We start from the raw sequence: 25395 nt of genomic DNA, 5'->3' as shown, positions 1-25395 counted from the left end.
ATGCCTGTACGGAGTAACCCGCCATGGCCTTTACCATCGAAGTGGAAGAGTGGGTCGGCAGTGTCTGGCACCGCTTCATCACCCGCCGCGCCAGCCCGGACTTCCCCGAGGCGTGCGTCGAGCTGGAAAGCATGCAGCGCTCGTTGGCCCTGCTGTTTCGCGCGATGGGCGGGGCCAGCGGCGTCGGTGTCGAAGCTGCCGCAGCGCGGGACATGCTGCTGCGGCGCAACCTGCTGCAACAGGTCGCCGGTACCTGCAAACAGTTGCCGGTGGCCTGGTGTGATCGCAACAACCTTCGGCTTCCGCAAAGCCTCTCGGTGTACCCCGAGGCCGCGCTGAACCAGGATCTCTACCGCTGGCTGGCGCTGCTCGCAGCGCAGGCCGGTGAAATGCGCCACTGGGCGCGTGACAACCAGCACTGGACACAGCAGCTGCTGGCACAATTTCCCGCCATGCGCCCACGGTATCAGCGGCTGGTCGAGGCCCATCTGGCACTGCGCCCGGATCCGAGCCAGTTGCCCAAGGGCGAGGCCGCGCTGGAACGAGCGTTGTGTCAGGCGCTGCGCGAGCCGGGCAGCGTCAGCCAGTTCCCGCGCAGCGAGCGCGCGCCCTGGCCGCTGCCGCTGTGGTTGTACCCGGCGGAAAACCTCGGCGAGCCGCAGGCCGCCGACCGTGGTGAAGACGGCGAGGGCAATCTGGAAACCCCGCCGGGCGGTGAAGCGCGTCAGCGCAAGCGCGCCAAGCGCGTCGAGGAAAGCACCAGCAAGGGCGGGCTGCTGCTGTTCCGCCTGGAAAATCTGTTCAGCTGGTCCGAACACGTCGAATTGGATCGCTGTGGCGACGATACCGAGGACCTGGACGCCGCGCGCGTCGCCGAGGACCTCGACGAGTTGGCGCTGTCGCGCCAGCGCATGCGTCAGGGCGGCGGACTCAAGCTCGACCTGGACTTGCCGGCGGCGGATTTCGATGACGTGCCGCTGGGTGAGGGCATCAAGCTGCCCGAGTGGGATTACCGCAAGCAGGCCCTGCAGAAGGACTTCGTCAACCTGCAGATGATGCTGCCGCGCGGCTCGGAGGCCAAACCGCTGCCGCTGCATCTGGCGCCGCTGGCGCGCCGTTTGCGTCGGCAGTTCGAGCACCTGCGCAATGATCGTCAGTGGCTGCGTCAGCAGCCGCAGGGCTCGGAGCTGGATTTGCAGGCCTGGCTGGACTTCCACGTCGAGCGGCAGAACGGCCAGTGTGCCGAGCGTGGGCTGTTCATGGAGCAGCGGCAGAATCGTCGCGACCTGGCCTGTCTGCTGTTGGCCGACCTGTCGATGTCCACCGATGCGCACCTGGACAACGAGCACCGGGTGATCGACGTGATCACCGACAGCCTGCTGCTGTTCGGCGAGGCGCTGTCGGCAGTCGGTGACCCGTTCGCGCTCTACGGCTTTTCCTCGCTGCGTCGCCAGCAGGTGCGCATGCAGGAGCTCAAGAGCTTCCGCCAGCCCTATGGCGACGAGACCCGCGGCCGCATCCAGGCGCTCAAGCCCGGCTACTACACCCGCATGGGCGCCGCCATCCGCCAGGCCACCGAACTGCTCGGTGCCTGCAAGCAGCGGCGCAAGCTGTTGCTGCTGGTCACGGACGGCAAGCCCAACGACCTCGATCTCTATGAAGGCCGCTATGGCGTCGAGGATACCCGCCAGGCGGTGATGGAGGCGCGCAGGCAGGGCCTGCTGCCGTTCTGCATCACCATCGACCGCGAGGCTGGCGACTACCTGCCATATATGTTCGGTGCCAACGGCTACACGCTGATCAAGGAACCGCAGCAGCTGCCGTTCCGCCTGCCGCAGCTGTACAAGCAGCTGACCCAGCCGTAGCCGCGCAGCACACGGGGCTCATCCGAGGTGAAAACGACAGAGCCGGGCGAAGCCCGGCTCTGTCGTTGCGGCGGCGGACGTCAGAACGCCAGGTTGGCGGACAGCCAGAGCCGCCGCCCCTCGGGGATGTAGCCGGAGGTCGAGCGGGTGCTGTGGCTGTACTCGCTGACGTAGTCCAGGCCGTTGCTGCCGATGTAGGCGTCGCTGCGCAGGAAGTCCTTGTCGAGCAGGTTGTAGATGGCGGCCTGCAGGGTCAGGTTCTGGCTGGCGCGATAACTGGCGCCGAGGTGGAACAGGCTGTACGCGCCCAGTTCGTTGCCGACCTGATCGTAGACCGCCGCATCGTCACCGCTGAGCGTCGAGCGGGCGTCGAGGAAGCGCAGGGTCTCGCTGCGATATTCGTACGCCAGCCAGGTCTTCAGGCGGTCGGTGGCCTGCCAGTTCAGGCGTGCATTGAGCATGTGGTCGGGCGTGTTGGTCAGTGGCCGGCCCTTGTTGTCGCCACTCTTCTGCTCGCTCTCGGTATAGGTGTAGTTGGCGTTGATCCACCAGGCGTCGGCCAGCGGAATGCGGGTCGCCAGTTCGATGCCCTGGGTCTTCGCTTCGCCGACGTTGACCTGCTGGCTGTAGACGCTCTGGCCGGTGCCGACCAGCCACTGACAGCCGCCGGCACCGGGCGTGGTGGCGCAGTTGACGTCCGGGCCGGACATGATCTTGTCCTTGAACTCGGTGTAGAACAGCGTGCCGTTGGCGTTGAAGCCGGCGAGGTTGTCGTAGTACAGGCCGAATTCGTAGCTGGTGGATTGCTCCGGGTCGAGGTCGGGATTGCCGAGGGTCAGGGTGCGGCCCTGGCGCGTCACGCCGTTGATGCCGTCATGCAGGTCGTTGATCGCCGGTGCGCGGTAGCCCTTGCTTACGCCGCCCTTCATGGTCCAGTTGTCGTTGGTGTTCCACACCAGATAGGTGCGCGGCGTGATCTGCCCGCCGAAATCCTCGTGGTCGTCGTAGCGCGCGCCGACGGTCAGGGCGAGGTCGTCGCGGATACGCCACTCGTTCTCCGCGAACAGCGCCCAGGTGGTCTGCTCGAAGGTGTCCAGCGCGATGCCGTCGTCCAGTTCGGCCTCCCACCATTGGCCGCCGAGCGTTAGCAGGTTGGCCTCGCCGAGCGGCATCACCAGCTTGCTGTCGAACACCAGGTTGGTGGCCTTCAGTTCGCGATCGGAGCCGGCGATCACCCCGGGCAGCACGGCATTGGTGGGGTTGCCGAGAGTACCCGGATTGGTACGGCCGATGGTTTCGGTGGTGTTGCGCATCAGGCTCGAATCCAGCGTGCCGAAGGCGAAACGCCCGGTATGCGCCAGCGTCGCCGATTCGCGCTCGAAACGCAGTTCGTCGCGGTAGCCCCAGGCGCTGGTGGACGGCGTGGTGCAGTCGTCCTGATCGAGCCCATCCAGGCTGCCGAGCTGGCAGTTGTCGTTGCCGTAGGTCTGGATCGAGCGATCCAAGTCCAGGGAAATGTCGTGATCCTGGTTGGGGGTGAAGGCTAGCCGGCCGCCGGCGCTCCAGTTCTCGGCTTCTACCGGCGAAGGGCCACGGGTGCTGAGCGGCAGGTGTGAATCGGAGAATGCCAGGCTGGCGCTATCGCGGTCGTAGAAACTGCCGCGCAGCGCCAGGCCCAGCTTGTCCTCGATCAGCGGGCCGCTGCTGTAGAAGTTGATCTTCGAGCTGTCACCGTAGTCGCTGTGCTCCTGCACGGTATGCTCGACGCCAACCGAAGAGGCCCACTCCTTGCCGACCTTGCGGGTGATGATGTTGACGACCCCGCCGAGCGCATCGGAGCCGTAGAGGGTGGACATCGGACCGCGGATGACTTCGATCCGCTCGATCGCCGAGGGCGGCGGCATGAAGCTGGTGGAGGTTTCACCGAAGCCGTTGGGCGCGACGTCGCCGGGAGCGTTCTGGCGGCGACCGTCGATGAGAATCAGCGTGTACTCGCTGGGCATGCCGCGGATGCTGATGTTCAGTCCGCCGGTCTTGCCAGTGTTGCCGTGCACGTCCACGCCTTCGACGTCCTGCAGTGCTTCGGCGATGCTGCTGAAGCGCTTTTCCTGCAGTTCTTCCCGAGTGATCACGCTGATGCTCGCTGGCGCCTCGGTGATCTTCTGTTCGAAGCCGGTGGCGCTGACAACCATGCTGTCCAGCGTGACCGGAGAAGACTGGGCCATGACACCAAGGCTGCTGCCGAGCAGGGCGGCGGCGAGGGCGGTATGGGCAAAGGGAACGGACATGCGAACTCCTATCGATGCGCAGTGCAATTTTGCGGCGCATGATAATTACTCGCAGTTGATATGTTGCATCATTCGCGCCTGAGAAGTTCTCTCTTAAGCGCTCTTGCACGCTACAAGCCGCGCGACACGCGGGCTTGCAGCGTTGTAAGAAATTGTTGCGATGGTTCGCTGGTACCTGCCGTCAGGGCAGCTGCACTTCAATAGTGCCATCGGCCGTGACGCTGATCTCGCGGGTTCCGGCTTCGATCTCTGGCGTGGGCATGGCGTCCCGGCTGAACTTCATCGACGCGCTGCGCATCTCCGGCTGGTATCCGCCGCCACTGCCGAGGTTCAGGTTGACCAGACGATAGCCCGAACCGCCCAGTGCTTCGGTAGCCAGCTGGGCGCGGGCGCGAAAGGCAGCCACGGCATCCTTGAGCAGTGCGTCCTCGTTCTGCTTGCGGATCGGATCGGACACACTGAAGTGCATGTCGCCCATCTTCAGGCTCTTCATCAGCTCACCGGTCAACTGCGACAGGGCCGCGAAATCGCCGCTCTCCAGGCGTAGCTCGGCCCGCTCGCGCCAGCCGACGATCCGCTGGCCCTTGTCGTCATAGACCGGGTAGCTGCTGCGGCTGCCCTGGCTGACGATCACGCCCTTGGCCTGGCGGGCCTGCCGCAGCGCCTGATTCAGCGAGTGGGTAGTCTGCGCGGCAAGCTGGGCTGGATCCTCATGCTGTGCTTCGCTGTAGAGGGTGACGTGCATGCGGTCGTGCGCCACTTCGCTGCTGACTTCGGCGCGCAGCGAGACCTGGTTGTAGCGTGGTTCCGTGGCGCCAGCCGGCAGGCTGGCGCAGCTGGCGAGAACGGCCAACAGAACGGTGGTGCGAGAGATGGGGTAGTACATGAACGCTCCTGGGCTTGAACGCCGGCGATCGCGACGGCAAGTGGAAACTGTAACCGTGACCAACGTTCCGTGCAGCGAATCTCTGCGTCGCGTTGCCGCATGGAGATTGTCCGACGGGTGGCTTGGTTATACTCGGCGCATCTTTGGAGACTCCATGTACGCATCCGTTCAGCTGCTTTCGGCCAGCCGTCAGAACCTTCGGCTTCTGATTCTGATACGTGTCCTCGTGCTGGCTGCGCAGGCCGGTGCGGTGGGGCTCGCCTACGCGACCCAGGCGTTGACTCTGCCTTGGGTAGCGCTGGGCATCACGCTCGCGATCTCCGGCCTGCTGTGTCTTGGCGCGGCGCTGCGCCTGCGCGGCCCCTGGCCGGTGACCGAGCTGGAATATGCCGTGCATCTGGGCTTCGATCTGCTGATCCACAGCGCGCTGCTGTATTACTCGGGGGGCTCGACCAACCCCTTCGTCTCCTACTATCTGGTACCGCTGACCATCGCGGCCGCGACGCTGCCGTGGCTGTATACCCTGGTGCTGGCCGGGCTCGCGCTGGCGGGTTACACGCTGATGCTGGTGTGGTACGACCCGATCACCCTGCCATCGGTTGAACGCGCGACGCTGCTGGTCTATGGCATGTGGCTGAGCTTCGCGCTGGCTGCCGCGCTGATCACCTTCTTCGTTGCGCGCATGGGGGAACAGTTGCGCAGACAGGCGCAATTGCAGGCGCAGCGTCGCGAGGAAAGCCTGCGCGATCAGCAGCTGCTGGCCGTCGCCACCCAGGCCGCCGGCGCGGCGCACGAGCTCGGCACGCCGCTGGCGACCATGAGCGTGCTGCTCAAGGAGCTGCGCCAGGAGTACAAGGAGCCGCAGCTGAACGAGGATCTGGGCCTGCTGCAGTCGCAGGTGCAGTTGTGCAAGGAGAGTTTGCGTCAGCTGGTGCGCGCCGCCGAAGCCGACCGTCGTCAGGCGATCGTCGAGCAGACGGCGCGCGAATGGGTCGACGCGGTGCTGCAGCGCTGGCATCTGATGCGTCCGGAGGCGACCTATCGCTTCCAGTGTGTCGGCCGTGGCAGCGCGCCACGCCTGATGCCGCCGGCCGACCTCAGCCAGTCGTTGCTCAACCTGCTGAACAATGCCACCGACGCCAGTCCCGAGGACCTGGACATCCGCCTCGACTGGGATGCGCAATGGATCAAACTGACCATCCGTGATCATGGCGCGGGTGTTCCTCTGGCCATCGCCGAGCAGATCGGCCGCCCCTTCATCACCACCAAGGGCAAAGGTTTCGGCCTCGGCCTGTTCCTCAGCCAGGCTAGCGTGACGCGCGCCGGCGGAACGGTGAAGCTCTACAATCACGAAGAAGGTGGCACACTTACCGAACTGCGCCTGCCGCATGGTTCGGTGCGCGCCTGACCTGATCGTGACCCCATTGCGAGGAATGCATACATGACCGACGAGTTGCAGCACGAGGGCGAAGAACAACCCCACCTGCTTCTGGTAGATGACGATCCGACGTTTACTCGCGTGATGGCCCGGGCCATGAGCCGCCGCGGCCTGCGGGTGAGCATCGCTGGCTCGGCCGACGAGGGGCTGGCACTGGCCCGCCAGGACATCCCGGATTACGCCGTGCTCGACCTGAAGATGGAAGGCGATTCGGGGCTGGTGCTGCTGCCCAAACTGCTCGAACTCGACGCCGAGATGCGCGTGCTGATCCTCACGGGTTACTCGAGCATTGCCACCGCGGTAGAGGCGATCAAGCGCGGTGCCTGCAACTACCTGTGCAAGCCGGCCGATGCCGACGACGTGCTGGCCGCACTGCTGTCGCAGCATGCCGATCTCGACAGTCTGGTGCCGGAAAACCCGATGTCGGTCGACCGCCTGCAGTGGGAACACATCCAGCGCGTGCTCAACGAGCATGACGGCAACATCTCGGCGACGGCGCGCGCCCTCGGCATGCATCGCCGTACCTTACAGCGCAAGCTGCAGAAGCGTCCGGTCCGGCGTTAAACCCGGCCGCGACGCGGCAGCACTGCTGTCGAAGCTCCAGTTCCCGACGCGGAAGCGTTTACCATAGGCGGCCTCTTCACCAACGAGTCCGCCCATGTTCCCTGTCGTCGTCCAGACCCTGAGCGTCACCGCCCCGGTATTCGCCATGCTGTTTCTTGGCGTGGTGCTCCGGCGCGTCGGCTGGATCGATGCAGCGTTCGTCAACACCGCCTCGGCGTTGGTGTTCAAGGGCACCATGCCGACCCTGATGTTCATCTCGATCCTCAAGGCCGACCTGAACACCGCCCTGCAGCCGGCCTTGCTCGGCTACTTCGTGCTGGCGACCATCGCCACGTTCGCCGTGGCCTGGGGTTGGGCAATCTGGCGCTGTCCGCGGGTGGAGCGCGGAGTCTATGTGCAGGGCGCGTTTCGCGGTAACAATGGCATCGTCGGCTTGGCACTGGCAGCCAGCCTGTACGGCGACTACGGCCTGTCCGCCGGCAGTGTGCTGGCGGGCGTGGTGATCCTGCTCTACAACAGCCTGTCGGCGTTGATCCTGGCGCTCTACAGCGCAGGTGCACGTCCCGATGCGCGCGCCATTCTCCTCAGCATCGCGCGCAACCCGCTGATTATCGGGGTCGTTTCGGCCATCCCGTTCGCCTACTGGCAGGTCGCATTGCCAGGCTGGCTGATGACGTCCGGTCAGTACTTCGCGCAGATGACGCTGCCATTGGCGCTGATCTGCATTGGCGCGACGTTGTCGCTGGCGGCGTTGCGCGACAGTAGCGGGATCGCCCTGAGTTCGAGTCTGATGAAAATGGTCTGGCTGCCGCTTATGGCCACGCTCGGCGCCTGGGCCTGCGGATTCCGGGGGGCCGAATTGGGCATCCTGTTCCTCTATTTCGCCAGCCCGACGGCGTCGGCGAGCTTCGTGATGGCGCGCGCGGTTGATGCCAACCATCAGCTGGCTGCCACCATCATCGTCATCACCACTCTGATGGCCGCCCTGAGCATCAATGCCGGCCTGTTCCTGCTCGGCGGGCTCGGCTGGATCTAGCGCGACAGCGCGTGACGCCGTGATCGTGATCGGGCGGGTGACGATCGCGCTAATCGCCCAACAGAGCGCAGAACATTATCGTGGCGTTGTTGCCGGCGCTTGCGCCAGCACCGCTGGCGGGCGCAGCGGCCGGGCGGCAGCGGTTCAGCGCTGCAGCTTCCAGGCGCGAGCGCCGATCACCAGCAGCGTGATCAGGGTCAGCGGCAGAACGAACCACAGCATGGCCTGACTGAACATGGCCAGCCCCGGTGCGTCGGTGCTGTGCATGATCAGCCAGGAGGTATAGATCACGTAATAGGCGAAGAAGAGCGCGCCTTCCCAGCGGCGAATGCAGTAGCCGGCGAAGAAGATCGGCAGGCACGCGGCCGCCACGGCGATCATCACCGGGTAGTCGAAGGCGATGGCGTTGCCCGAGACGCCGATGGGCGTCGGCGAAACCAGCGAGGCGAGGCCGAGCACCGCCAGCAGGTTGAAGATGTTGCTGCCGACCACGTTGCCCACGGCGATATCGCGCTCGCCCTTGATGGCGGCGATGACCGAAGTGGCCACCTCCGGTAGCGAGGTGCCGGCGGCAATGATGGTCAGGCCGATCACCAACTCGGACAGCCCTAGCGCCTTGGCCAGCGTGACCGCCGCGTCCACCAGCAGGCTGGAGCCCTGCACCAGTAGCACCAGACCAATGGCGATGAACAGCAGATGGCGCAGGCTGGCGAAGCGTCCGGCCGGTTCGTGCAGGCCGTATTCGTCTTCAAATTCCTGATTCTCGTTGTTGCGCGACTTCAGGCTGCTGACGATCAGGAAGCCGGTGTACGTCAGAACTCCGCCGAACAGCAGCACGCCATCCAGGCGCCCGTACTGCTGGTCCATCGCGAGAAACCAGGCCAGCAGGCTGGCGCCGATCATGATCGGCACGTCGAAACGGATCAGCTGGCGCGACACCAGCATCGGGGTGATCAGCGCCGAGAGGCCGAGGATGAATAGCACGTTGAAGATGTTGCTGCCGATCACGTTGCCCACCGCGATATCGCCCTGACCGGACACCGTCGATTGCACGCTGACCGCCATTTCCGGCGCGCTGGTGCCGAAGGCCACGACCGTCAGGCCGATGATCAGCGGCGAAATCCCGAACTGCGCGGCCAGCCGCGCCGCGCCGCGCACCAGCAATTCGGCGCCGGCAACCAGCAGCACCAGGCCGGCGAACAGGTAGACGAAGGTCATCAGGGTCACGGAACACACTCCATAGGTGGAAAGGCGGTTAGCGCTGCCGGCGCCAGGCGCGCATGGCGATCAACGCCAGCGTAACGGCAGTCAGGGGGAAGGCAAACCAGAGCATGGCGACGCGCAGGCGTTCAAGGTCGCCCAGGCCGGTGGCGAACATCACCAGATACAGGCTGTAGGCCAGGTAGTAGGCCACGAACAGCAGCCCTTCCCAGCGATTGATGCGATAGCCGGAGAAGAAGATCGGCAGGCAGGCAACGAATACCGCGAGCATTACCGGGAAATCGAATGCCAGTGCATTCGGTGAGATCGACAGGCCGTCGCCCGCCAGCGCGGCACTGGCGCCCAGCACCAGCAGCAGATTGAAGATGCAGCTGCCCACCACATTGCCGACCGCGATGTCTCGCTCGCCCTTGAACGCCGCCAGCAGCGAGGTCGCCAGTTCCGGCAGCGAGGTGCCGACTGCGACGACGGTCAGGCCGATCACCAGCTCGGAAAGACCGAAGGCGCGCGCCAGCTCCACCGCGCCGACGATCAGCAGATGAGCGCCGGCCACCAGCAAGCCGATGCCAACGATCACCCGCAGCAGTTGCACGGGCCAGGCCCCGGGCTGCGCATGGAATTCCGCGACGAACTCATCGGGACCGGCGCCGGGGCGCTGACGGCGAGCGGCACGAATGAGCAGCGCCGTATAAACAGCCAAGCAGGCGAGCAGCACAGCGCCTTCGCCGCGGCCGACGCGACCGTCCCAGGCCAGCGTATAGACCAGCAGCCCCGCGCCGAGCATCAGCGGCACGTCCAGGCGGATCAGCTGGCGGGAAACCCGCAGCGGCGCGATCAGCGCGCAGAGTCCGAGGATCAACAGAATGTTGGCGATGTTGCTGCCGATCACGTTGCCGACCGCGATATCGCCGCTGCCGGCGAGTGCCGCCTCGAGGCTGACCGCGGTTTCCGGTGCGCTGGTTCCGAAGGCGACCACCGTCAGGCCGATTACCAGCGGCGGGATGCCGAGGCGCGCCGCCAGCTGCGTCGCGCCACGGACCAGACTGCCGGCTCCGAAGGTCAGCAGAATCAGGCCGGCAAGCAGATAGGCAAGGGTGAGCAATGTCATGTGGGTGGCGTGCAATGGGCCGGCGGCGTGCTGGCGCCGCGAAGATAGGGCCCGTAGCCGCCTGGCGCGCTCATTCGACGGTTTCGATCCGCACGGCCACCACGCCCCGCTCGATCATGCCGAGCTGCTGTGCGGCGGCGCGCGAGAGATCGATGATGCGGCCACGGCGAAACGGGCCTCGATCATTGATGCGCACCGTGACCTTGCGGCCGTTGGCCAGGTTGGTCACCTGCACTCGCGTGCCGAACGGCAGCGAGCGATGGGCGGCAACTAGCGCGTTCTGGTCGTGTCGCTCGCCGCTGGCGGTTCGCTGGCCGTGGTGCATCCGCGCATAGTAGGACGCCTTGCCCTGCTGGCTGAAGCCGCGTTCCACCGGCGCCTGCGGCGCTGCCGGTGCGCGCTGTCGCTCGGCGCAGCCGGTGACTAACGCGAGCAACAGTAGCGGGGCAAGCAGGCGTACGAGGTGCATGAACGATCCGTTCCTTGAAGAATTCTGCCAGTCGCAACCGGGTGCTGGCGCGTCGCGCGCACCGATCGCGAGCGGCCGGCTCGACCAGACGGCGCTCCGCGCGCGGCCGGCCGGGAGAGCCAGCTGCGCGGGACTTAGCCTTCGAGTTTCTTCTTCAGCAGTTGGTTCACCTGGCCGGGGTTGGCCTTGCCCTTGGACGCCTTCATCGCCTGGCCGACGAAGAAGCCGAACATCTTGCCGCGCTTGGCTTCATCGCTGGCGCGGTACTGCTCGACCTGTTCCGCATTGGCCGCCAGCACTTCGTCGAGCATCGCCTCGATGGCGCCGCTGTCGGTAACCTGCTTGAGGCCCTTTTTCTCGATGACTTCGTCGGCATTCTCGCCTTCGCCGGCCGCGAGGGCTTCGAAGACCATTTTGGCGATCTTGCCGGAGATGGTGTCGTCCTTGATGCGCAGGATCAGACCGCCAAGCTGCGCGGCGGACACCGGCGACTGTTCGATCTCCAGGCCGTCCTTGTTGAGCAGGCTGGACAGCTCGCCCATCACCCAGTTGGCCGCCAGTTTGGCGTCACCGCAGACCTGTTGCACGGCCTCGAAGTAGTCGGCCAGTTCGCGACTGGCGGAGAGCACCGAGGCGTCATAGGTGGACAGGCCGAACTGGCTCTCGAAACGTGCGCGCTTCTCGCCCGGCAGTTCCGGCAGCTCGCCGCGCACCTGCTCGATGAAGCTCTCTTCCAGCACCACCGGCAGCAGATCGGGGCAGGGGAAGTAGCGGTAGTCGTTGGCTTCTTCCTTGCTGCGCATCGAACGGGTTTCGTCCTTATTCGGGTCGTACAGGCGAGTTTCCTGCACCATCTTGCCGCCGTCCTCGATCAGCTCGATCTGCCGCTGCACCTCGTGGTTGATGGCCTTCTCGATGAAGCGGAACGAGTTGACGTTCTTGATCTCGGCGCGGGTGCCGAACTCGACCTGGCCTTTCGGCCGCACCGACACGTTGCAGTCGCAGCGCAGCGAGCCTTCGGCCATGTTGCCGTCGCAGATGCCCAAATAACGCACCAGCGCGTGGATCGCCTTGACGTAGGCCACCGCTTCTTTGGCGGAACGAATATCCGGCTCGGAAACGATCTCCAGCAGCGGCGTGCCGGCGCGGTTGAGGTCGATCCCGCTCATGCCGTGGAAGTCTTCGTGCAGGCTCTTGCCAGCGTCCTCTTCCAGGTGGGCCCGGGTGATGCCGATGCGCTTGACCGTGCCGTCTTCCAGGGTGATGTCCAGATGGCCCTTGCCAACCACGGGATGATCCATCTGGCTGGTCTGGTAGCCCTTGGGCAGGTCCGGATAGAAGTAGTTCTTGCGCGCGAACACGTTGGTGCGGCCCAGTTCGGCGTCGATCGCCAGGCCGAACTTCACCGCCATACGCACGGCTTCTTCATTCAATACCGGCAGGGTGCCGGGCATGCCGAGATCGACCAGGCTCGCCTGGGTGTTCGGCTCGGCGCCGAAGGTAGTGGCGCTGCCGGAGAAGATCTTCGACTGGGTGCTGAGCTGGGCGTGGATTTCCAGCCCGATCACGGTTTCCCATTGCATGTGTATCGTCCTCAGAATCCGGCCGGAGTGCGGGTGTGCCAGTCGGCGACCTGCTGGTACTGGTGCGCCACGTTGAGCAGGCGCGCTTCCTGGAAGTACGGCGCCAACAGCTGCACGCCCACCGGCAGGCCGTCGATGAAGCCGGCCGGCATGGACAGGCCGGGGATGCCGGCGAGGTTGGCGGTGATGGTGTAGATATCTTCCAGGTAAGCCGAGACCGGATCGGCGTTCTTCTCACCGAGCTTCCAGGCCAGGTTCGGCGTGGTCGGGCCGAGAATCACGTCGACCTCGCCGAAGGCGCTGACGAAGTCGTTCTTGATCAGCCGGCGGATGCGCTGTGCCTTGAGGTAATAGGCGTCGTAGTAGCCGGCCGACAGCGCGTAGGTGCCGACCATGATGCGGCGTTTGACCTCGGCGCCGAAGCCTTCGCCGCGCGAGCGCTTGTACAGGTCTTCGAGGTTGACCGGGTTCTCGCAGCGATAGCCGAAGCGCACGCCGTCGAAACGCGACAGGTTGGAGCTGGCCTCGGCGGGCGCGATGACGTAATAGGCCGGAATCGCGTGCTGCAGGTTCGGTAGGCTGATGTCCTTGACCGTGGCGCCGAGCTTCTTCAGCTCTTCGACCACCGCCAGCACGGCATCGGCGATGCGGCTGTCGAGGCCTGCGCCGAAGTATTCCTTCGGCAGACCGATACGCAGGCCAGTCAGCGGCTGGCTCAGCGTCGCCAGGTAGTCGTCCACCGGCGCGTCGACGCAGGTCGAATCCTTCGGGTCGAAGCCGGCGATGGCGCCGAGCATCAGTGCGCAGTCTTCGGCGGTACGCGCCAACGGGCCGCCCTGATCGAGGCTGGATGCATAGGCGATCATGCCCCAACGCGAGACGCGACCGTAGGTCGGCTTGATGCCGGTGAGGTTGGTCAGCGCCGCCGGCTGGCGGATCGAGCCGCCGGTGTCGGTGCCGGTCGCGGCCGGAACCAAACCAGCGGCCACCGCAGCGGCCGAACCGCCGGAAGAACCGCCGGGCACGCGGGAAGTGTCCCAAGGGTTCTTCACCGCGCCGAAATGGCTGGATTCGTTGGCCGAGCCCATGGCGAACTCGTCCATGTTCAGCTTGCCGAGGCTGACCGCGCCGGCTGCGGCCAGCTTCGCGACCACGGTGGCGTCGTAGGGCGCCTGGAAGTTGTGTAGGATCTTCGACCCGCAGGTGGTCAGCACGCCCTCGGTGCAGAACAGGTCCTTGTGCGCTATCGGTGCGCCGAGCAGGGCGCCGTTTTCGCCGGCGGCGCGGCGTGCGTCGGCAGCCTGCGCCTGGCTGCGCGCCCGCTCGGCGGTGACGGTGATGAAGCTGTTGAGCTGCGGGTCGAGCTGGGCGATGCGCGCCAGCAGGGCGTCGCTCAGTTCGACGGCAGAGAAGTCCTTGGCGGCCAGGCCGCGGGCAATTTGTGCCAGAGTCAGTCGATGCATCACTCGATCACCTTGGGAACCAGATAGAGACCGTTTTCCACGGCCGGGGCGATGGCCTGGTACTCGTCGCGGTGGTTGGTTTCGGTCACCTGATCGGCGCGCAGGCGCTGGGTGGCTTCCAGCGGATGGGCCAGCGGCTCGACGCCGGTGGTGTCGACGGCCTGCATGCGGTCGATCAGGCCGAGGATGTTGTTGAGGGTCTCGGTGGTGCGCGGCAGATCGCCTTCATCCAGACCCAGGCGGGCCAGGTGAGCGATCTTTTCCACTTCGCAGCGTTCAAGCGCCATCGCAGGTCTCCAGCGGAAAACGAATCGGGTTGCCATCCGTCGGCCGGCCGACGGAACGCTGGCGGCATGAGCCGCGGCAAGAGGGGGCTTCGAGCCCGGAAAAGCGGTTGATCTTACATGCACAGGGCGCTTCCCGGTAGCGCGTCTGCAGCGCCGAGCATGGCGACGATGGCCTGACAATTGCGCGCAATGGTGCACGTCTGGCGGCTGTGGGGCGGATTCGCGCCTTGCCCTAACTTGGCACCATTGTTAGAGTTTGCGGCACTTTTTTCCCCACGCGTTTGCCCCAGGGCCCTTTCCCAATGTTCAAGAAACTGCGTGGCATGTTTTCCAGTGATCTGTCGATCGACCTGGGCACTGCCAATACCCTCATCTATGTGCGCGATCGCGGCATCGTTCTCGACGAGCCCTCGGTAGTCGCTATCCGCAGCCACGGCAACCAGAAAAGCGTGGTGGCCGTAGGCACCGAGGCCAAGCGCATGCTCGGCCGCACCCCGGGCAACATTTCCGCGATTCGGCCGATGAAGGATGGCGTGATCGCCGATTTCAGCGTCTGCGAGAAGATGCTGCAGTACTTCATCAATAAGGTGCACGAGAACAGCTTCCTGCAGCCCAGCCCGCGTGTATTGATCTGCGTGCCGTGCAAATCGACCCAGGTCGAGCGCCGGGCGATCCGCGAGTCTGCATTGGGCGCCGGCGCGCGTGAAGTCTTCCTGATCGAAGAGCCGATGGCGGCTGCGATCGGCGCCGGTCTGCCGGTGGACGAGGCGCGTGGCTCGATGGTCGTCGACATTGGAGGTGGTACCACCGAGATTGCATTGATTTCCCTCAACGGCGTGGTCTACGCCGAGTCGGTGCGGGTTGGCGGCGATCGCTTCGATGAGGCCATCGTCACATACGTACGCCGCAACTACGGCAGCCTGATCGGCGAATCGACCGCCGAGCGTATCAAGCAGGAAATCGGCACCGCCTTCCCGGGCGGCGAGATCCGCGAGGTTGACGTACGTGGCCGCAACCTGGCCGAGGGCGTGCCGCGCAGCTTCACGCTGAACTCCAACGAAGTGCTCGAGGCGCTGCAGGAGTCGCTGGCGACCATCGTCCAGGCGGTCAAGAGCGCGCTGGAGCAGTCGCCGCCGGAGCTGGCTTCCGATATCGCCGAGCGTGGCTTGGTGCTGACCGGTGGCGGTGCACTGCTGCGTGATCTCGACAAGCTGTTGTCGCAGGAAACCGGCCTGCCGGTGATCGTTGCCGAGGAGCCGCTGACCTGCGTGGCGCGTGGTGGCGGTCGTGCGCTGGAAATGATGGATCGTCACGCCATGGACCTGCTCTCCACCGAGTGAGCCACAGGCGGCAGTAACCGATGCGGCGAGCCGAAGGCCGAGCCCGACTCTGCTTTCGGCTCGCCGCGTTCAGTTTGTAGCAGGTAGTTTCGAGGGCTTCACGATCAAACCGCTATTTGCCAAGGGACCTTCGCTCGGCGTGCGCCTGCTGGTGTTCGCCGTGCTCTGTGTCGCGCTGATGGTGGTGGATGCACGTTTCGATTCCCTCAAACCCGTGCGTAGCCAGATGGGGCTGGTGCTGACCCCGTTCTACTGGCTGGCCGATCTGCCGGTGCGTGCCTGGAAGGGCGCCACCGAGCAGATCAGCAGCAGCAGCAGCCTGGTCGCGGAGAACGAGAAGCTCAAGGCCGAGGCGCTGCTGCTGCAACGCCGCCTGCAGAAGTTGGCGACGCTCACCGAGCAGAACGTGCGGCTGCGCGAGTTGCTCAATTCCGCGGCGCTGGTCGACGACAGGGTGATAGTCGCCGAGCTGATCGGACTGGACCCCAATCCGTTTACCCACCGGATCCTGATCGACAAGGGCAGCCAGGACGGTGTCTTCGTCGGCCAGCCGGTACTCGATGCCAATGGTCTGATGGGGCAAGTGGTGGAAGTGATGCCGTATGCGGCGCGGGTGCTGTTGCTGACCGACGTTACGCATAGCATTCCGGTGCAGGTGAATCGTAACGGCCTGCGCGCGATCGCGGCCGGCACTGGCGATTCGGAGTATCTGGAGCTGCGCCATGTCGCCGAAACGGCGGATATAAAGGAAGGTGATCTGCTGGTCAGTTCCGGCCTCGGCCAGCGCTTCCCCAGCGGCTACCCGGTGGCGCAGGTGAAGGAAGTGGTGCGCGACTCGGGACAACCCTTCGCCATCGTCCGTGCGGTGCCCACCGCCATGCTCAATCGCAGTCGCTACCTGTTGCTGGTTTTCAGTGACTCGCGCAGCCCCGAGGAGCGTGCCGCTGCGGCTGCCGAGGCGCAGGCCAGCGCCGATCGTCAGGCGGCCGAGCGTGCCGAGAAGACCGCCGATCAGTCCGAGGTGAAAGCGCAAGCCGCGCCGGCCGGCGACAGCCAGCCTGCCGTGCCAGCGGAACCGAGTGCCGATGAGGTGCGGCCATGATTGCCGGGCGTGCGCACAACGGCTGGGTAATCTGGCTGTCGCTGCTGGTGGCCCTGCTGCTCAGCATCGCGCCGATGCCGGCGAGCACCGAGCTGGCTCGGCCGCTTTGGCTCGGCCTGGTGATTGCGTTCTGGTCGCTGGCATTGCCGCATCGCGGTGGCATGGGGCTGGCATTCGTCTTTGGTCTGATGCTGGATGTGCTGGCCGGTACACTGCTCGGGCAGAACGGCCTGCCGCTGATCCTGATCGCCTTCCTCGTGCTGAGCCTGCAGCAACGGCTGCGTATGTTCCCGCTGTGGCAGCAGAGCATGGTGTTGCTGGTCGTTCTCGGATTGGCGCAGCTGGTGCAGTTGTGGCTGAACACCCTGACCGGCAATCGGCCGCCGACGCTCATCTTCCTCGTACCGGTGCCCATCAGCGCCTTGCTCTGGCCCTGGATTTTCGTCGTGCTGCACTGGCTGCGTCGTCGTTTCGACGTCAACTGAGCCCGGCACAGTAACCTTCCGCCGCCGCGGCATTCGGGCAGGCGTTCGACCAAGGCCCGCATTGAACCCCGCTTGGTTTTCTGAAATCATGCCGCCTTCATGGCGCTGGGCCATCATTTGCGTATGGTCCAGGGCTACTTCGATACGGCGCAGACAGAACGCGGGCGAGTGGCTATGGATGCTGAGGTTTTGGTGAGTTCCCGCAGAATGCGGTCGTGGCTGGCAGGCGGCGGCGCCCTGGCGATCCTGCTGCTGGTCGGGGGCGGCTATAGCCAGGCCGAAAGCGCCGCACCGACCGCTACGGGCTCCGCCTTGCAGTCATCTGTCGGTACGGCGCAGGCCGAGATGACGCGTGAGGAGCAGCTGAACCGCAAGCAGCGCGAGCTGGAGGCGGCCGGGCAGGAGAAGCAGCAGCTGCAGGAGCGGCTTCGTAGCGAGAAGGGCTCGCTGGATTCCGCCCTGCTGCAGCTTGCCAGCGCCAAATCGCTGATCCACCAGGAGATCGAAGACTTCCTCAAACAACCAGCCGGCCAGGAACGCCTGGACGGACTGCTTGCCGACTACCGACGTGGCTCTGAGGCTGAGCAGGCCGCGCGGCAGCGCGTGCAGGTGGCCGAAGAGGAGCTGGGGCGCCAGCATCTGAAATACGCTCAGCTCACCCGTGAAGTGGAGCGCCTGACCGCGCTGCTGGCGTCCGAGGCGCGCGAGCGCAACGCCAAGAAGGTTCAGGCCATTGCCAGGCGCCTGGAGCGTACCCTGCATTTCAACGAGTCGGTGTCGTTCCGCTGTTCGACCAGCAAGAGCATGGCGGCCTGCCTGGCCGAGCATCGCAACGACAGCCGCATGTCGCAGTGGGTGCAGGAGCGTTACCAGCGCGTGTTGGGTGAGGAGCTGCGCGACGAGATCGACAGCCTGCAGCTGGATCCGAACTGGTATTCCTATCGCGCCAGGGCAGATTTCTCCGAAGCGAGCATGAACCTGGATGGCACGGTCAGTGCCGAAGTGACCATCGAGGCGGCGATCAAGCCGAAGAAGGTAATGCCCTGTGCCATCCTCGGCGTGAGCAGCGAACTGTGCGATGCGCGCAGCTATTCGCTGATCGTGCGCAGCAACCGCTTCAACGATCAGGTGCGTATCAACGACCAGGTTCACGGCGCGACGCCGGTGTCGTTGATCCTCGAGAGCGGCGAGTACGATGTGCAGGTGACGCACGAAGGCGTCACCCAGACGCGCAAGCTGTCGCTGGACGACGATCGCGTCGTCAATTTCCGCTTCTGATTTCCGCGCGCCCGGCTTTCCCGCCGGGCCATTCGCTTCCCTGATACCGGCGCGTGTGCGACCCTTTCCTGCATTTCTCGACAGGGTCCGCAATGAGTAGCTTGTATCTCGCCTCGGCGTCGCCGCGACGTCGTGAACTCCTGCAACAGATCGGTGTGCCGTTTTCCCTCCTGGCGGTGAGCGTCGACGAGACGCCGCTGCCCGACGAGGCGGCCGAGGACTACGTCCGGCGCGTGGCGCTGGACAAGGCCCGCGCCGGACTTGCCGTCCTGCCTGACGCGAATGCCTGCGTGCTTGCCGCCGATACCAGCGTGGTGCTGGATCAGCGCATTCTCGGCAAACCGGCGGATCGGGCCGATGGACTGGCCATGCTGGCCGCGCTGTCCGGGCGCAGCCATCGCGTGCTGACCGCCATTGTGCTGGCGAACCGATGCGCCTGCGAGGTGCGCCTGGTCGACAGCGAGGTCGAGTTTCGCTCCATCGATGCGTCGGAAGCGCAAGCCTACTGGGACAGCGGTGAGCCGCGAGACAAGGCGGGCGGCTATGCCATTCAAGGTTGGGGTGCGGTGTTCGTCAGCCAGCTGCACGGCAGCTATTCGGCGGTGGTTGGCCTGCCATTGTGCGAAACGGCGCAGCTGCTCGACCGCTTCGGATTGCCGCGCTGGAGCAAAAGCGCCAGTTAGAGCCTGTGGCTGTGGCGTTTATGTCGTTAGAATCGGCGCAGACCTGACAGCTGCGGCTGCTTCAAATCCGCTTTTCGGCCGAGAAAAACGACAATGAGCGAAGAGATCCTGATGAACATCACCCCCATGGAATCGCGGGTCGCGGTGGTGGAGAACGGCGTCCTGCAGGAGGTGCACGTCGAGCGCACCCAGCGCCGCGGCATTGTCGGCAACATCTACAAGGGCAAGGTGGTGCGGGTGCTGCCGGGCATGCAGGCGGCGTTCGTCGACATCGGCCTGGATCGCGCGGCGTTCATCCACGCTTCGGAGATTTCAGCGCGCGAAGGCAACGCCGTCGAACCGATCAGTGCCCTGGTGCACGACGGCCAGAGCCTGGTGGTGCAGGTCACCAAGGACCCGATCGGCACCAAGGGCGCGCGGCTGACTACGCAGCTATCGATTCCGTCGCGCTACCTGGTCTACATGCCGCGCACCAGCCACGTCGGCATCTCCCTGCGGATCGAGGAGGAGGCCGAACGCGAACGGCTCAAGCAAATCGTCGCCGAATGCGTTGCCGCCGAAGGGATCGAAGAGGCCGGCGGGTTCATTCTGCGCACGGCTGCCGAGGGGGCCGGGCGCGACGAGATTCTCATGGATATCCGCTACCTGCGCCGGCTGTGGGAACAGATCGCCGGGCAGATGAAGACCGCCACGGCGCCTTCGCTGATCTACGAGGACCTGACGCTGGCGATGCGCACGCTGCGCGATCTGGTCAACCCGCGCATCGAGAAGATCCGCATCGATTCGCGGGAGAACTTTCAGAAGGTCAGCCAGTTCGTTGGCGAGCTGATGCCCGAGCTGCGCGATCGTCTCGAACACTACCCGGGCGAACGGCCGATCTTCGACCTCTACGGCGTCGAGGATGAGATCCAGAAGGCGCTGGAGCGCAAGGTGATGCTCAAGTCCGGCGGCTACCTGATCATCGACCCGGCCGAGGCGATGACCACCATCGACGTCAATACCGGCGCCTTCGTGGGCCATCGGACGCTGGAAGAAACCATCTTCAAGACCAATCTGGAGTCCGCTACGGCGATCGCCCGCCAGCTGCGTCTGCGCAACATCGGCGGCATCATCATCATCGACTTCATCGACATGGAAGACGAGGAGCATCGTCGCCAAGTGCTGCGTACGCTGGAAAAACAGCTCGAACGCGACCACGCCAAGACCAACATCATCGGTATCACCGAGCTCGGCCTGGTACAGATGACCCGCAAGCGCACCCGCGAAAGTCTTGAGCAGGTGCTTTGCGAGCCCTGCGCCAGCTGCCAGGGGCGCGGCAAGCTGAAGACCCCGGAAACCGTCTGCTACGAGATCTTTCGCGAGATTCTGCGTGAGGCCCGTGCCTACCAGCCGGAAGGTTATCGGGTGCTGGCCAATCAGAAGGTCATCGACCGGCTGCTCGACGAGGAATCGGGCAACGTCGCCGATCTGGAAAGCTTCATCGGCCGCTCGATCAAGTTCCAGGTCGAGAGCATGTATTCGCAGGAACAGTACGACGTGGTGCTGCTCTGAGCCGAATGCACGTCAGGCCTGAGCCGCGGAGCGCTGCCGGATGAATCGCCTCGCCCGTTTTCTCGCCGTGCTGCTGCGCCAGTCGCTGTCGATTGCGGCGCTGGGGCTGGTCGTCGCGGCGCTGTATGTCAGCCTGGGCCGGCAACTGGTGCCGCTGGTCGCCGAATATCGTCTGCAGGCGCAAGACAAAGCCGCCGAGCTGCTGGCAATGCCGGTCCGGCTGGGACGCCTCGAAGGGCGCTGGCAAGGCCTGGCGCCGCAGCTGCTGGCGCACGATGTGCTGCTGGGCGAGGGCGCGGCGGCGATGCACCTGGAGCGACTGGTGGTGGTGCCGGATATCGCGGCCAGCCTATGGGCGCGCGAGTTACGCCTGGCGACGCTGCGTTTCGAGGGTGTGCGCCTGAGTCTGACGCAGGATGCCGATGGCCGTTGGCGAGTCGAAGGACTGCCGGCGCGAGACGAGCGGTCGCCCTCCGATCCCGCCAAGCTCCTGCGCTCGCTGCAGAAGATTCGCGCGCTGGTGCTGCTCGACAGCCAGCTGACCGTGGAGCCCTTTGGTGAGGCGCCACTGACGCTGACTTACGCCAATCTCAGCCTGCAAAGCGATGGCGGAAACCTGCGCCTGGACGGGCGCACTGTATTGCCCGATGGCCAGCCGCTGGCGCTGCAGGTTCGGGCGCAGGTGCAGCCCGAGCGCTGGCAGCAGGCAGCGCTCGACGTATATCTGAGCCTGCCGCAGAGCGACTGGGCGGCCTGGCTGCCGAAGAAGCTGACCGCCGACTGGCGGCTCGACCGCGTGCGGGCTGGTGGCGAGGCTTGGCTCAGCTGGCGGCAGGAGCACCTCGCGCGAGCGGTGCTGCGCCTGGATGCGCCGCGGGTCGAAGCGGCTTATGGCGAACGCCCGGTGCAAGGGCTCGACGATCTGGCTTTGACCGCCTATGCCGAGCGCACCGAGCGTGGCTATCGGCTGCTGATCGATGAGCTCGCCTTCAATCTGGGCGATGCGCGCTGGGGCGAGGCGCGCCTGCTTGTCGAGCACGACGAACACAGCAACAGTTGGCAGCTGCAGGCCGATCGTCTGGGAATCGCGCCGCTGGCGACCCTGACGCAAGCGCTGGCGCCATTGCCGGAAAGCGCCGCGCAGATTCTTGTCGACCTCGCGCCACGCGGTACGCTGCGTGCGCTGCAGGCCCACTATCGCCCCGGATTGACCGGCGCCGAGCGACTGCAGTTCGCTGCGCAGCTCGATCAGGTGACGATCGGCGCGCACCACTGGATCCCCGCGGCCGAACATGTCAGCGGCAGCATCCAGGGCGATCTCGCTGGCGGCGAGGTGCGCATCGACAGCCAGGATTTCGCCCTGCATCTGGCGCCACTGTTCCCCCAGCCTTGGCGTTACCGCCAGGCGCAGGGGCGGCTGCGCTGGAGCCTGGATGAGCAGGCCTTCACCCTGGTGGCGCCCTATCTGAGGCTGGACGGCGAGGAAGGTCAGCTGGCCGGTGACTTCCTCATCCGTCTGAATCGAGACCCGGCCGTCGAGGACTACATGGACCTGCGCGTCGGCCTCACGCAGGGCGATGCGCGCTACACGGAGAAATACCTGCCGACCCGTTCGCCGGCGCTGAGTCCGGCGCTCAGCGAATGGCTGCACACGGCAATTCGCGGCGGCGCCATCGAACAGGGCTATTTCCAGTACCAGGGCAGTCTGCACAAGGACGCCGTCGACGGCGCGCGCAGCATTAGCCTGTATTTCAAGGTGCGCGATGCCGAGCTGGCCTATCAGCCGGGCTGGCCCGCGCTGCGCGAAGGGCGTGGCGAGGTGCTGATCGAGGACAGTCGCGTGCGCGTGCGGCTCGCCGAGGGCCGCATTCTCGACAGCCGCGTGCAGAACGCCACGGCCGAAATTCCGCATGCCGCCCCTGGACAGAAGCCGCGTCTGGCGATCAACGGACAATTGCAGAGCAGTGTCGGTGACGGACTGAAGATCCTGCGCGAGGCGCCGCTAGGTGCCGCCGAAATTTTCGCCGGCTGGCAGGGCGAGGGTGAGCTGGACGGCTCGCTGGCGCTGCTGATCCCACTGGCCAAGGGCGAGCCGCCACACGTCCTGGTCGATTTCGCCAGCCGCGCGGCGACGCTGCGCATGGCCAGTCCCGAGCTGGACTTCGCCCAGCTCTCCGGACAGTTCCGCTATGACACCGATGCCGGCTTCAGCGCCCGCGACATCCGCGCGCAGCTGTTCGGGCGGTCAGTGCGAGGCAGTGCCGTGGCGACCGGCGACCGGCGCAATCCGGCGACGCGCATCGAAGCGCAGGGCGATATCGCCCTGCAGCGTCTGGCGACCTGGCTGGGGCTGCCGCGACAGCTGCCCGCCAGCGGCGAACTGCCCTATCAGCTACGTCTGGATCTGGCCGGCGCGGATAGCCGCCTGCAGCTCGACTCTTCGCTGGCCGGGCTGGCCATCGAGCTGCCGGCACCCTTCGGCAAGCCGGCTGGCGAACGGCGCGACACCACCCTGCGCATGACGCTGCAGGGCGCCGAGCGTCGCTACGCCGTGCAGCATGGCGAGCTCGCGTCCCTGAACTTCGCGGCGCCGGCGAGCGACTGGCAGGCCGGGCGTGGTGAATTGCGACTCGGCTCCGGCGCGGCGGCACTGCCGACAGCGCGCGGTCTGCGCGTGCGCGGGCGGCTGGAGCAGCTCGACTGGCAGGCGTGGCAGAGCGTGCGCGAGCGCTATCTGCCGGCCGGCGGTGGCGCGACGACGGTTCCGCTGCTGCGCGAAGCACAGCTGGATATCGGCCGTTTCGATGGTTTCGGTACGCGCATCGACGCGCTTGCTGTCGGACTGCGCCGTACGACCGAGGCCTGGACGCTCAACCTGGGCAGCGATCTGATCAGCGGGGCGGTACAGCTACCGGATGCCGAGGGCGCGCCGCTCGTGGCGGATCTGCAGCGTCTGCGCCTGCCAGTCGCCGAATCCGCTACCGAGCCGGCGCAGCGTAGCGATCCGTTGGCCGATGTCGATCCGACGCGTCTGCCGGCGATGGACATCACCGTCGCCGAGGTGGTGCAGGGCGAGGCGCCGCTGGGTCGCTGGGCGCTGAAGATGCGCCCGGTAGCCAATGGCGTGGCGTTCTCGGCGTTGGATCTGAATCTGAAAGGCTTGCGCATCGAGGGCGCCGGCGAGTGGCGCGCCGGGCGCAGCGCGTTCAAGGGGCGGCTGTCCGGTGGCAACCTGGCGGATGTGCTGTTGGCGTGGGGCTTTGCACCCTCGACCACCAGCGAGCGTTTCCGCATGGATGTCGATGGCAGCTGGCCGGGTTCGCCGGCCTGGTTCGGCCTGGCGCGCTTCTCCGGGAACATGCAGCCGCGGCTGCGCAATGGCCAGTTTGTCGAGGTCGAAGGGAGCGCGCAGGCGTTGCGGGTATTCGGTCTACTCAATTTCAACTCGATCGGTCGCCGGCTACGCCTGGATTTCTCCGATCTGTTCGGCAAGGGGCTGAGTTACGACCGCATGGGCGGCGAGCTGCAGGCCAGCGACGGAATCTACCGCACCCGCGAGCCGATCACCGTGACCGGGCCATCGAGCAATCTTGAGCTCAATGGCACGCTGGACATGGTGAATGATCGCATCGATGCGAAACTGCTGGTCACGCTACCGGTGAGCAACAACCTGCCGCTGGCAGCGTTGATTGTCGGCGCGCCGGCGGTCGGCGGTGCGTTGTTCGTGGTCGATAAGTTGCTGGGCGACAAGGTTGCCCGGTTCGCCAGCGTTCAGTACAACGTCGAGGGTCCCTGGCAATCGCCGCAGATCAGCTTCGACAAGCCATTCGAGAAGCCCAATTGAGGTGGCTGCGCGTTAGCGTTGCCAACGGTTCTTTCTTTGCATTATCGGTGTTCATTCCATGTCGCTCGCGGTCATCCAGATGGTCAGCCAGGCCGATGTCGAGGCCAACCTGCGCAGCGCGCGGGCTCTGCTCGAACAGGCCGCGGCAGCCGGTGCGCGGCTTGCGGTGCTGCCGGAAAACTTCGCGGCGATGGGCCGTAGCGATCTGCCGACGCTCGGCCGTGCCGAGGCGGCAGGCGAGGGGCCGATCCTGCCGTGGTTGAAACAGACCGCGCGCGACCTCAGGTTATGGATCGTGGCCGGAACGCTACCGTTGCCGCCGGACGATCACCCGCAGGCGCGACCGCACGCCTGTTCGCTTTTGTTTGACGAGCATGGGCAGCGGGTCGCGCGTTACGACAAGCTGCACCTGTTCGATGTGGACGTCGCGGATACTCGCGGTCGCTACCGTGAGTCGGACGACTACGCGCCGGGCGATGCGCTGGTGGTGGTCGATACGCCGCTCGGGCGGCTGGGGATGACGGTCTGTTACGACCTGCGCTTTCCCGAGCTGTACACGGCGCTGCGGCTGGCCGGTGCCGAGCTGATCAGCGCGCCTTCGGCGTTCACCGCGGTGACCGGCGCGGCGCACTGGCAAACGCTGGTGCGCGCCCGGGCCATCGAGACGCAGTGCTATATGCTGGCTGCGGCGCAGGGTGGTGCTCATCCCGGCGGCCGGCTGACCCACGGTCATTCGTCTATCGTTGACCCTTGGGGGCGCATTCTGTGCGAGCAGGCCGATGGCGAGGCTGCATTGACGGCCCGGCGCGACGCCGCGGAGCAATTGGCCATTCGCCAGCGCATGCCGCTGACCGGCCACCGACGATTTGAAGTGCCGTGCCTGGTCACGGCGAGTTTGGAGTGA

20 protein-coding genes are annotated in these 25395 nt (G+C 65.6%); 12 read left to right on the top strand and 8 right to left on the bottom strand.

Annotated elements, in window-relative coordinates:
- Positions 1–23: 23 nt before the first annotated feature.
- Entirely contained in the window at positions 24–1865 is a 1842-nt protein-coding gene (locus U8L64_RS12590) for a nitric oxide reductase activation protein NorD (RefSeq protein WP_273526450.1), read from the top strand.
- A gap of 80 nt (positions 1866–1945) precedes the next feature.
- Here U8L64_RS12590 and U8L64_RS12585 read toward each other — a convergent pair whose 3' ends face one another.
- Together U8L64_RS12585 and U8L64_RS12580 are read right to left on the bottom strand one after the other, a co-directional pair.
- Positions 1946–4153 carry a TonB-dependent receptor domain-containing protein gene (locus tag U8L64_RS12585; RefSeq protein ID WP_333397832.1) on the bottom strand — a complete coding sequence of 736 codons (2208 nt, stop codon included), beginning with the start codon at positions 4151–4153 and terminating at the stop codon, positions 1946–1948.
- Between the two features lie 181 nt (positions 4154–4334).
- Positions 4335–5039 (bottom strand): SIMPL domain-containing protein, encoded by a 705-nt coding sequence (locus U8L64_RS12580; protein ID WP_333397830.1) that lies wholly within the window; start codon positions 5037–5039, stop codon positions 4335–4337.
- 154 nt (positions 5040–5193) lie between these two features.
- On the opposite strand from U8L64_RS12580, the gene U8L64_RS12575 reads away from it, so the two are divergent.
- The 3 genes from U8L64_RS12575 (at position 5194) to U8L64_RS12565 (ending at position 8077) form a co-directional block, all read left to right on the top strand.
- Positions 5194–6447 (top strand): ATP-binding protein, encoded by a 1254-nt coding sequence (locus U8L64_RS12575; protein ID WP_008567338.1) that lies wholly within the window; start codon positions 5194–5196, stop codon positions 6445–6447.
- A gap of 33 nt (positions 6448–6480) precedes the next feature.
- On the top strand, positions 6481–7041 hold the full coding sequence (locus U8L64_RS12570) for a response regulator transcription factor (protein WP_003287379.1): 561 nt from the start codon (positions 6481–6483) through the stop codon (positions 7039–7041).
- Positions 7042–7135: 94 nt separating this feature from the next.
- Positions 7136–8077 (top strand): AEC family transporter, encoded by a 942-nt coding sequence (locus tag U8L64_RS12565; RefSeq protein WP_333397823.1) that lies wholly within the window; start codon positions 7136–7138, stop codon positions 8075–8077.
- Positions 8078–8221: 144 nt separating this feature from the next.
- On the opposite strand, the gene U8L64_RS12560 is transcribed toward U8L64_RS12565, so the two are convergent.
- From U8L64_RS12560 to gatC, 6 genes are all read right to left on the bottom strand, one after another.
- Complete coding sequence (locus U8L64_RS12560) at positions 8222–9304, bottom strand: calcium/sodium antiporter (RefSeq protein ID WP_043295778.1); 1083 nt, start codon at positions 9302–9304, stop codon at positions 8222–8224.
- Between the two features lie 28 nt (positions 9305–9332).
- Positions 9333–10406 (bottom strand): calcium/sodium antiporter, encoded by a 1074-nt coding sequence (locus tag U8L64_RS12555; RefSeq protein ID WP_273526456.1) that lies wholly within the window; start codon positions 10404–10406, stop codon positions 9333–9335.
- A 70-nt stretch (positions 10407–10476) separates the two neighbouring features.
- The gene (locus U8L64_RS12550; RefSeq protein WP_054093563.1) at positions 10477–10875 is read right to left on the bottom strand and encodes a septal ring lytic transglycosylase RlpA family protein; all 399 of its coding nucleotides are present in this window, start codon (positions 10873–10875) and stop codon (positions 10477–10479) included.
- Positions 10876–11009: 134 nt separating this feature from the next.
- Positions 11010–12458, bottom strand: a complete 1449-nt coding sequence (gene gatB / locus U8L64_RS12545; protein ID WP_333397818.1) for an Asp-tRNA(Asn)/Glu-tRNA(Gln) amidotransferase subunit GatB — start codon at positions 12456–12458, stop codon at positions 11010–11012.
- An 11-nt stretch (positions 12459–12469) separates the two neighbouring features.
- A complete protein-coding gene (gene gatA / locus U8L64_RS12540) occupies positions 12470–13924 on the bottom strand; it encodes an Asp-tRNA(Asn)/Glu-tRNA(Gln) amidotransferase subunit GatA (RefSeq protein WP_234303346.1) in 1455 nt (484 codons plus the stop codon).
- Complete coding sequence (gene gatC / locus U8L64_RS12535; protein ID WP_054093566.1) at positions 13921–14208, bottom strand: Asp-tRNA(Asn)/Glu-tRNA(Gln) amidotransferase subunit GatC; 288 nt, start codon at positions 14206–14208, stop codon at positions 13921–13923. Before gatC ends, gatA begins: the two co-directional genes overlap by 4 nt.
- A gap of 302 nt (positions 14209–14510) precedes the next feature.
- On the opposite strand from gatC, the gene mreB reads away from it, so the two are divergent.
- The 8 genes from mreB to U8L64_RS12495 all read left to right on the top strand — a co-directional run bounded on the left by mreB (position 14511) and on the right by U8L64_RS12495 (position 25395).
- Positions 14511–15548 (top strand): rod shape-determining protein MreB, encoded by a 1038-nt coding sequence (gene mreB, locus U8L64_RS12530; protein WP_008567329.1) that lies wholly within the window; start codon positions 14511–14513, stop codon positions 15546–15548.
- Between the two features lie 151 nt (positions 15549–15699).
- Entirely contained in the window at positions 15700–16650 is a 951-nt protein-coding gene (gene mreC / locus U8L64_RS12525; protein WP_431978472.1) for a rod shape-determining protein MreC, read from the top strand.
- A complete protein-coding gene (gene mreD / locus U8L64_RS12520) occupies positions 16647–17135 on the top strand; it encodes a rod shape-determining protein MreD (RefSeq protein WP_008567325.1) in 489 nt (162 codons plus the stop codon). The genes mreC and mreD overlap by 4 nt, the downstream gene beginning before the upstream one ends.
- 207 nt (positions 17136–17342) lie before the next feature.
- The gene (locus U8L64_RS12515; protein ID WP_333397811.1) at positions 17343–18413 is read left to right on the top strand and encodes a PEGA domain-containing protein; all 1071 of its coding nucleotides are present in this window, start codon (positions 17343–17345) and stop codon (positions 18411–18413) included.
- Between the two features lie 92 nt (positions 18414–18505).
- Positions 18506–19096 (top strand): Maf family protein, encoded by a 591-nt coding sequence (locus U8L64_RS12510; protein WP_043295784.1) that lies wholly within the window; start codon positions 18506–18508, stop codon positions 19094–19096.
- Between the two features lie 93 nt (positions 19097–19189).
- Entirely contained in the window at positions 19190–20647 is a 1458-nt protein-coding gene (gene rng, locus U8L64_RS12505; RefSeq protein WP_043295785.1) for a ribonuclease G, read from the top strand.
- Positions 20648–20687: 40 nt separating this feature from the next.
- On the top strand, positions 20688–24491 hold the full coding sequence (locus U8L64_RS12500) for a YhdP family protein (protein WP_333397806.1): 3804 nt from the start codon (positions 20688–20690) through the stop codon (positions 24489–24491).
- Positions 24492–24549: 58 nt separating this feature from the next.
- Positions 24550–25395 carry a carbon-nitrogen hydrolase family protein gene (locus tag U8L64_RS12495; RefSeq protein WP_077683681.1) on the top strand — a complete coding sequence of 282 codons (846 nt, stop codon included), beginning with the start codon at positions 24550–24552 and terminating at the stop codon, positions 25393–25395.

The sequence above is a fragment of the Pseudomonas sp. FIP_A4 genome (genome assembly GCF_036701605.1).
Taxonomy (GTDB): domain Bacteria; phylum Pseudomonadota; class Gammaproteobacteria; order Pseudomonadales; family Pseudomonadaceae; genus Stutzerimonas; species Stutzerimonas phenolilytica.
The sequence above is the reverse complement of the archived record's forward strand: the minus strand, read 5'-3'. Positions and strand labels throughout refer to the sequence as shown.

Bases quoted from the DNA above. Each gene is read 5' to 3' on its own strand.
- gatC (WP_054093566.1), bottom strand. From the start codon at position 14,208: ATGGCGCTTGAACGCTGCGAAGTGGAAAAGATCGCTCACCTGGCCCGC.
- rng (WP_043295785.1), top strand. From the start codon at position 19,190: ATGAGCGAAGAGATCCTGATGAACATCACCCCCATGGAATCGCGGGTC.
- U8L64_RS12590 (WP_273526450.1), top strand. From the start codon at position 24: ATGGCCTTTACCATCGAAGTGGAAGAGTGGGTCGGCAGTGTCTGGCAC.
- U8L64_RS12570 (WP_003287379.1), top strand. From the start codon at position 6,481: ATGACCGACGAGTTGCAGCACGAGGGCGAAGAACAACCCCACCTGCTT.
- U8L64_RS12575 (WP_008567338.1), top strand. From the start codon at position 5,194: ATGTACGCATCCGTTCAGCTGCTTTCGGCCAGCCGTCAGAACCTTCGG.
- U8L64_RS12500 (WP_333397806.1), top strand. From the start codon at position 20,688: ATGAATCGCCTCGCCCGTTTTCTCGCCGTGCTGCTGCGCCAGTCGCTG.
- gatB (WP_333397818.1), bottom strand. From the start codon at position 12,458: ATGCAATGGGAAACCGTGATCGGGCTGGAAATCCACGCCCAGCTCAGC.
- U8L64_RS12565 (WP_333397823.1), top strand. From the start codon at position 7,136: ATGTTCCCTGTCGTCGTCCAGACCCTGAGCGTCACCGCCCCGGTATTC.
- U8L64_RS12555 (WP_273526456.1), bottom strand. From the start codon at position 10,406: ATGACATTGCTCACCCTTGCCTATCTGCTTGCCGGCCTGATTCTGCTG.
- U8L64_RS12550 (WP_054093563.1), bottom strand. From the start codon at position 10,875: ATGCACCTCGTACGCCTGCTTGCCCCGCTACTGTTGCTCGCGTTAGTC.
- U8L64_RS12510 (WP_043295784.1), top strand. From the start codon at position 18,506: ATGAGTAGCTTGTATCTCGCCTCGGCGTCGCCGCGACGTCGTGAACTC.
- mreD (WP_008567325.1), top strand. From the start codon at position 16,647: ATGATTGCCGGGCGTGCGCACAACGGCTGGGTAATCTGGCTGTCGCTG.
- mreB (WP_008567329.1), top strand. From the start codon at position 14,511: ATGTTCAAGAAACTGCGTGGCATGTTTTCCAGTGATCTGTCGATCGAC.
- U8L64_RS12585 (WP_333397832.1), bottom strand. From the start codon at position 4,153: ATGTCCGTTCCCTTTGCCCATACCGCCCTCGCCGCCGCCCTGCTCGGC.
- U8L64_RS12515 (WP_333397811.1), top strand. From the start codon at position 17,343: ATGCGGTCGTGGCTGGCAGGCGGCGGCGCCCTGGCGATCCTGCTGCTG.
- U8L64_RS12580 (WP_333397830.1), bottom strand. From the start codon at position 5,039: ATGTACTACCCCATCTCTCGCACCACCGTTCTGTTGGCCGTTCTCGCC.
- U8L64_RS12495 (WP_077683681.1), top strand. From the start codon at position 24,550: ATGTCGCTCGCGGTCATCCAGATGGTCAGCCAGGCCGATGTCGAGGCC.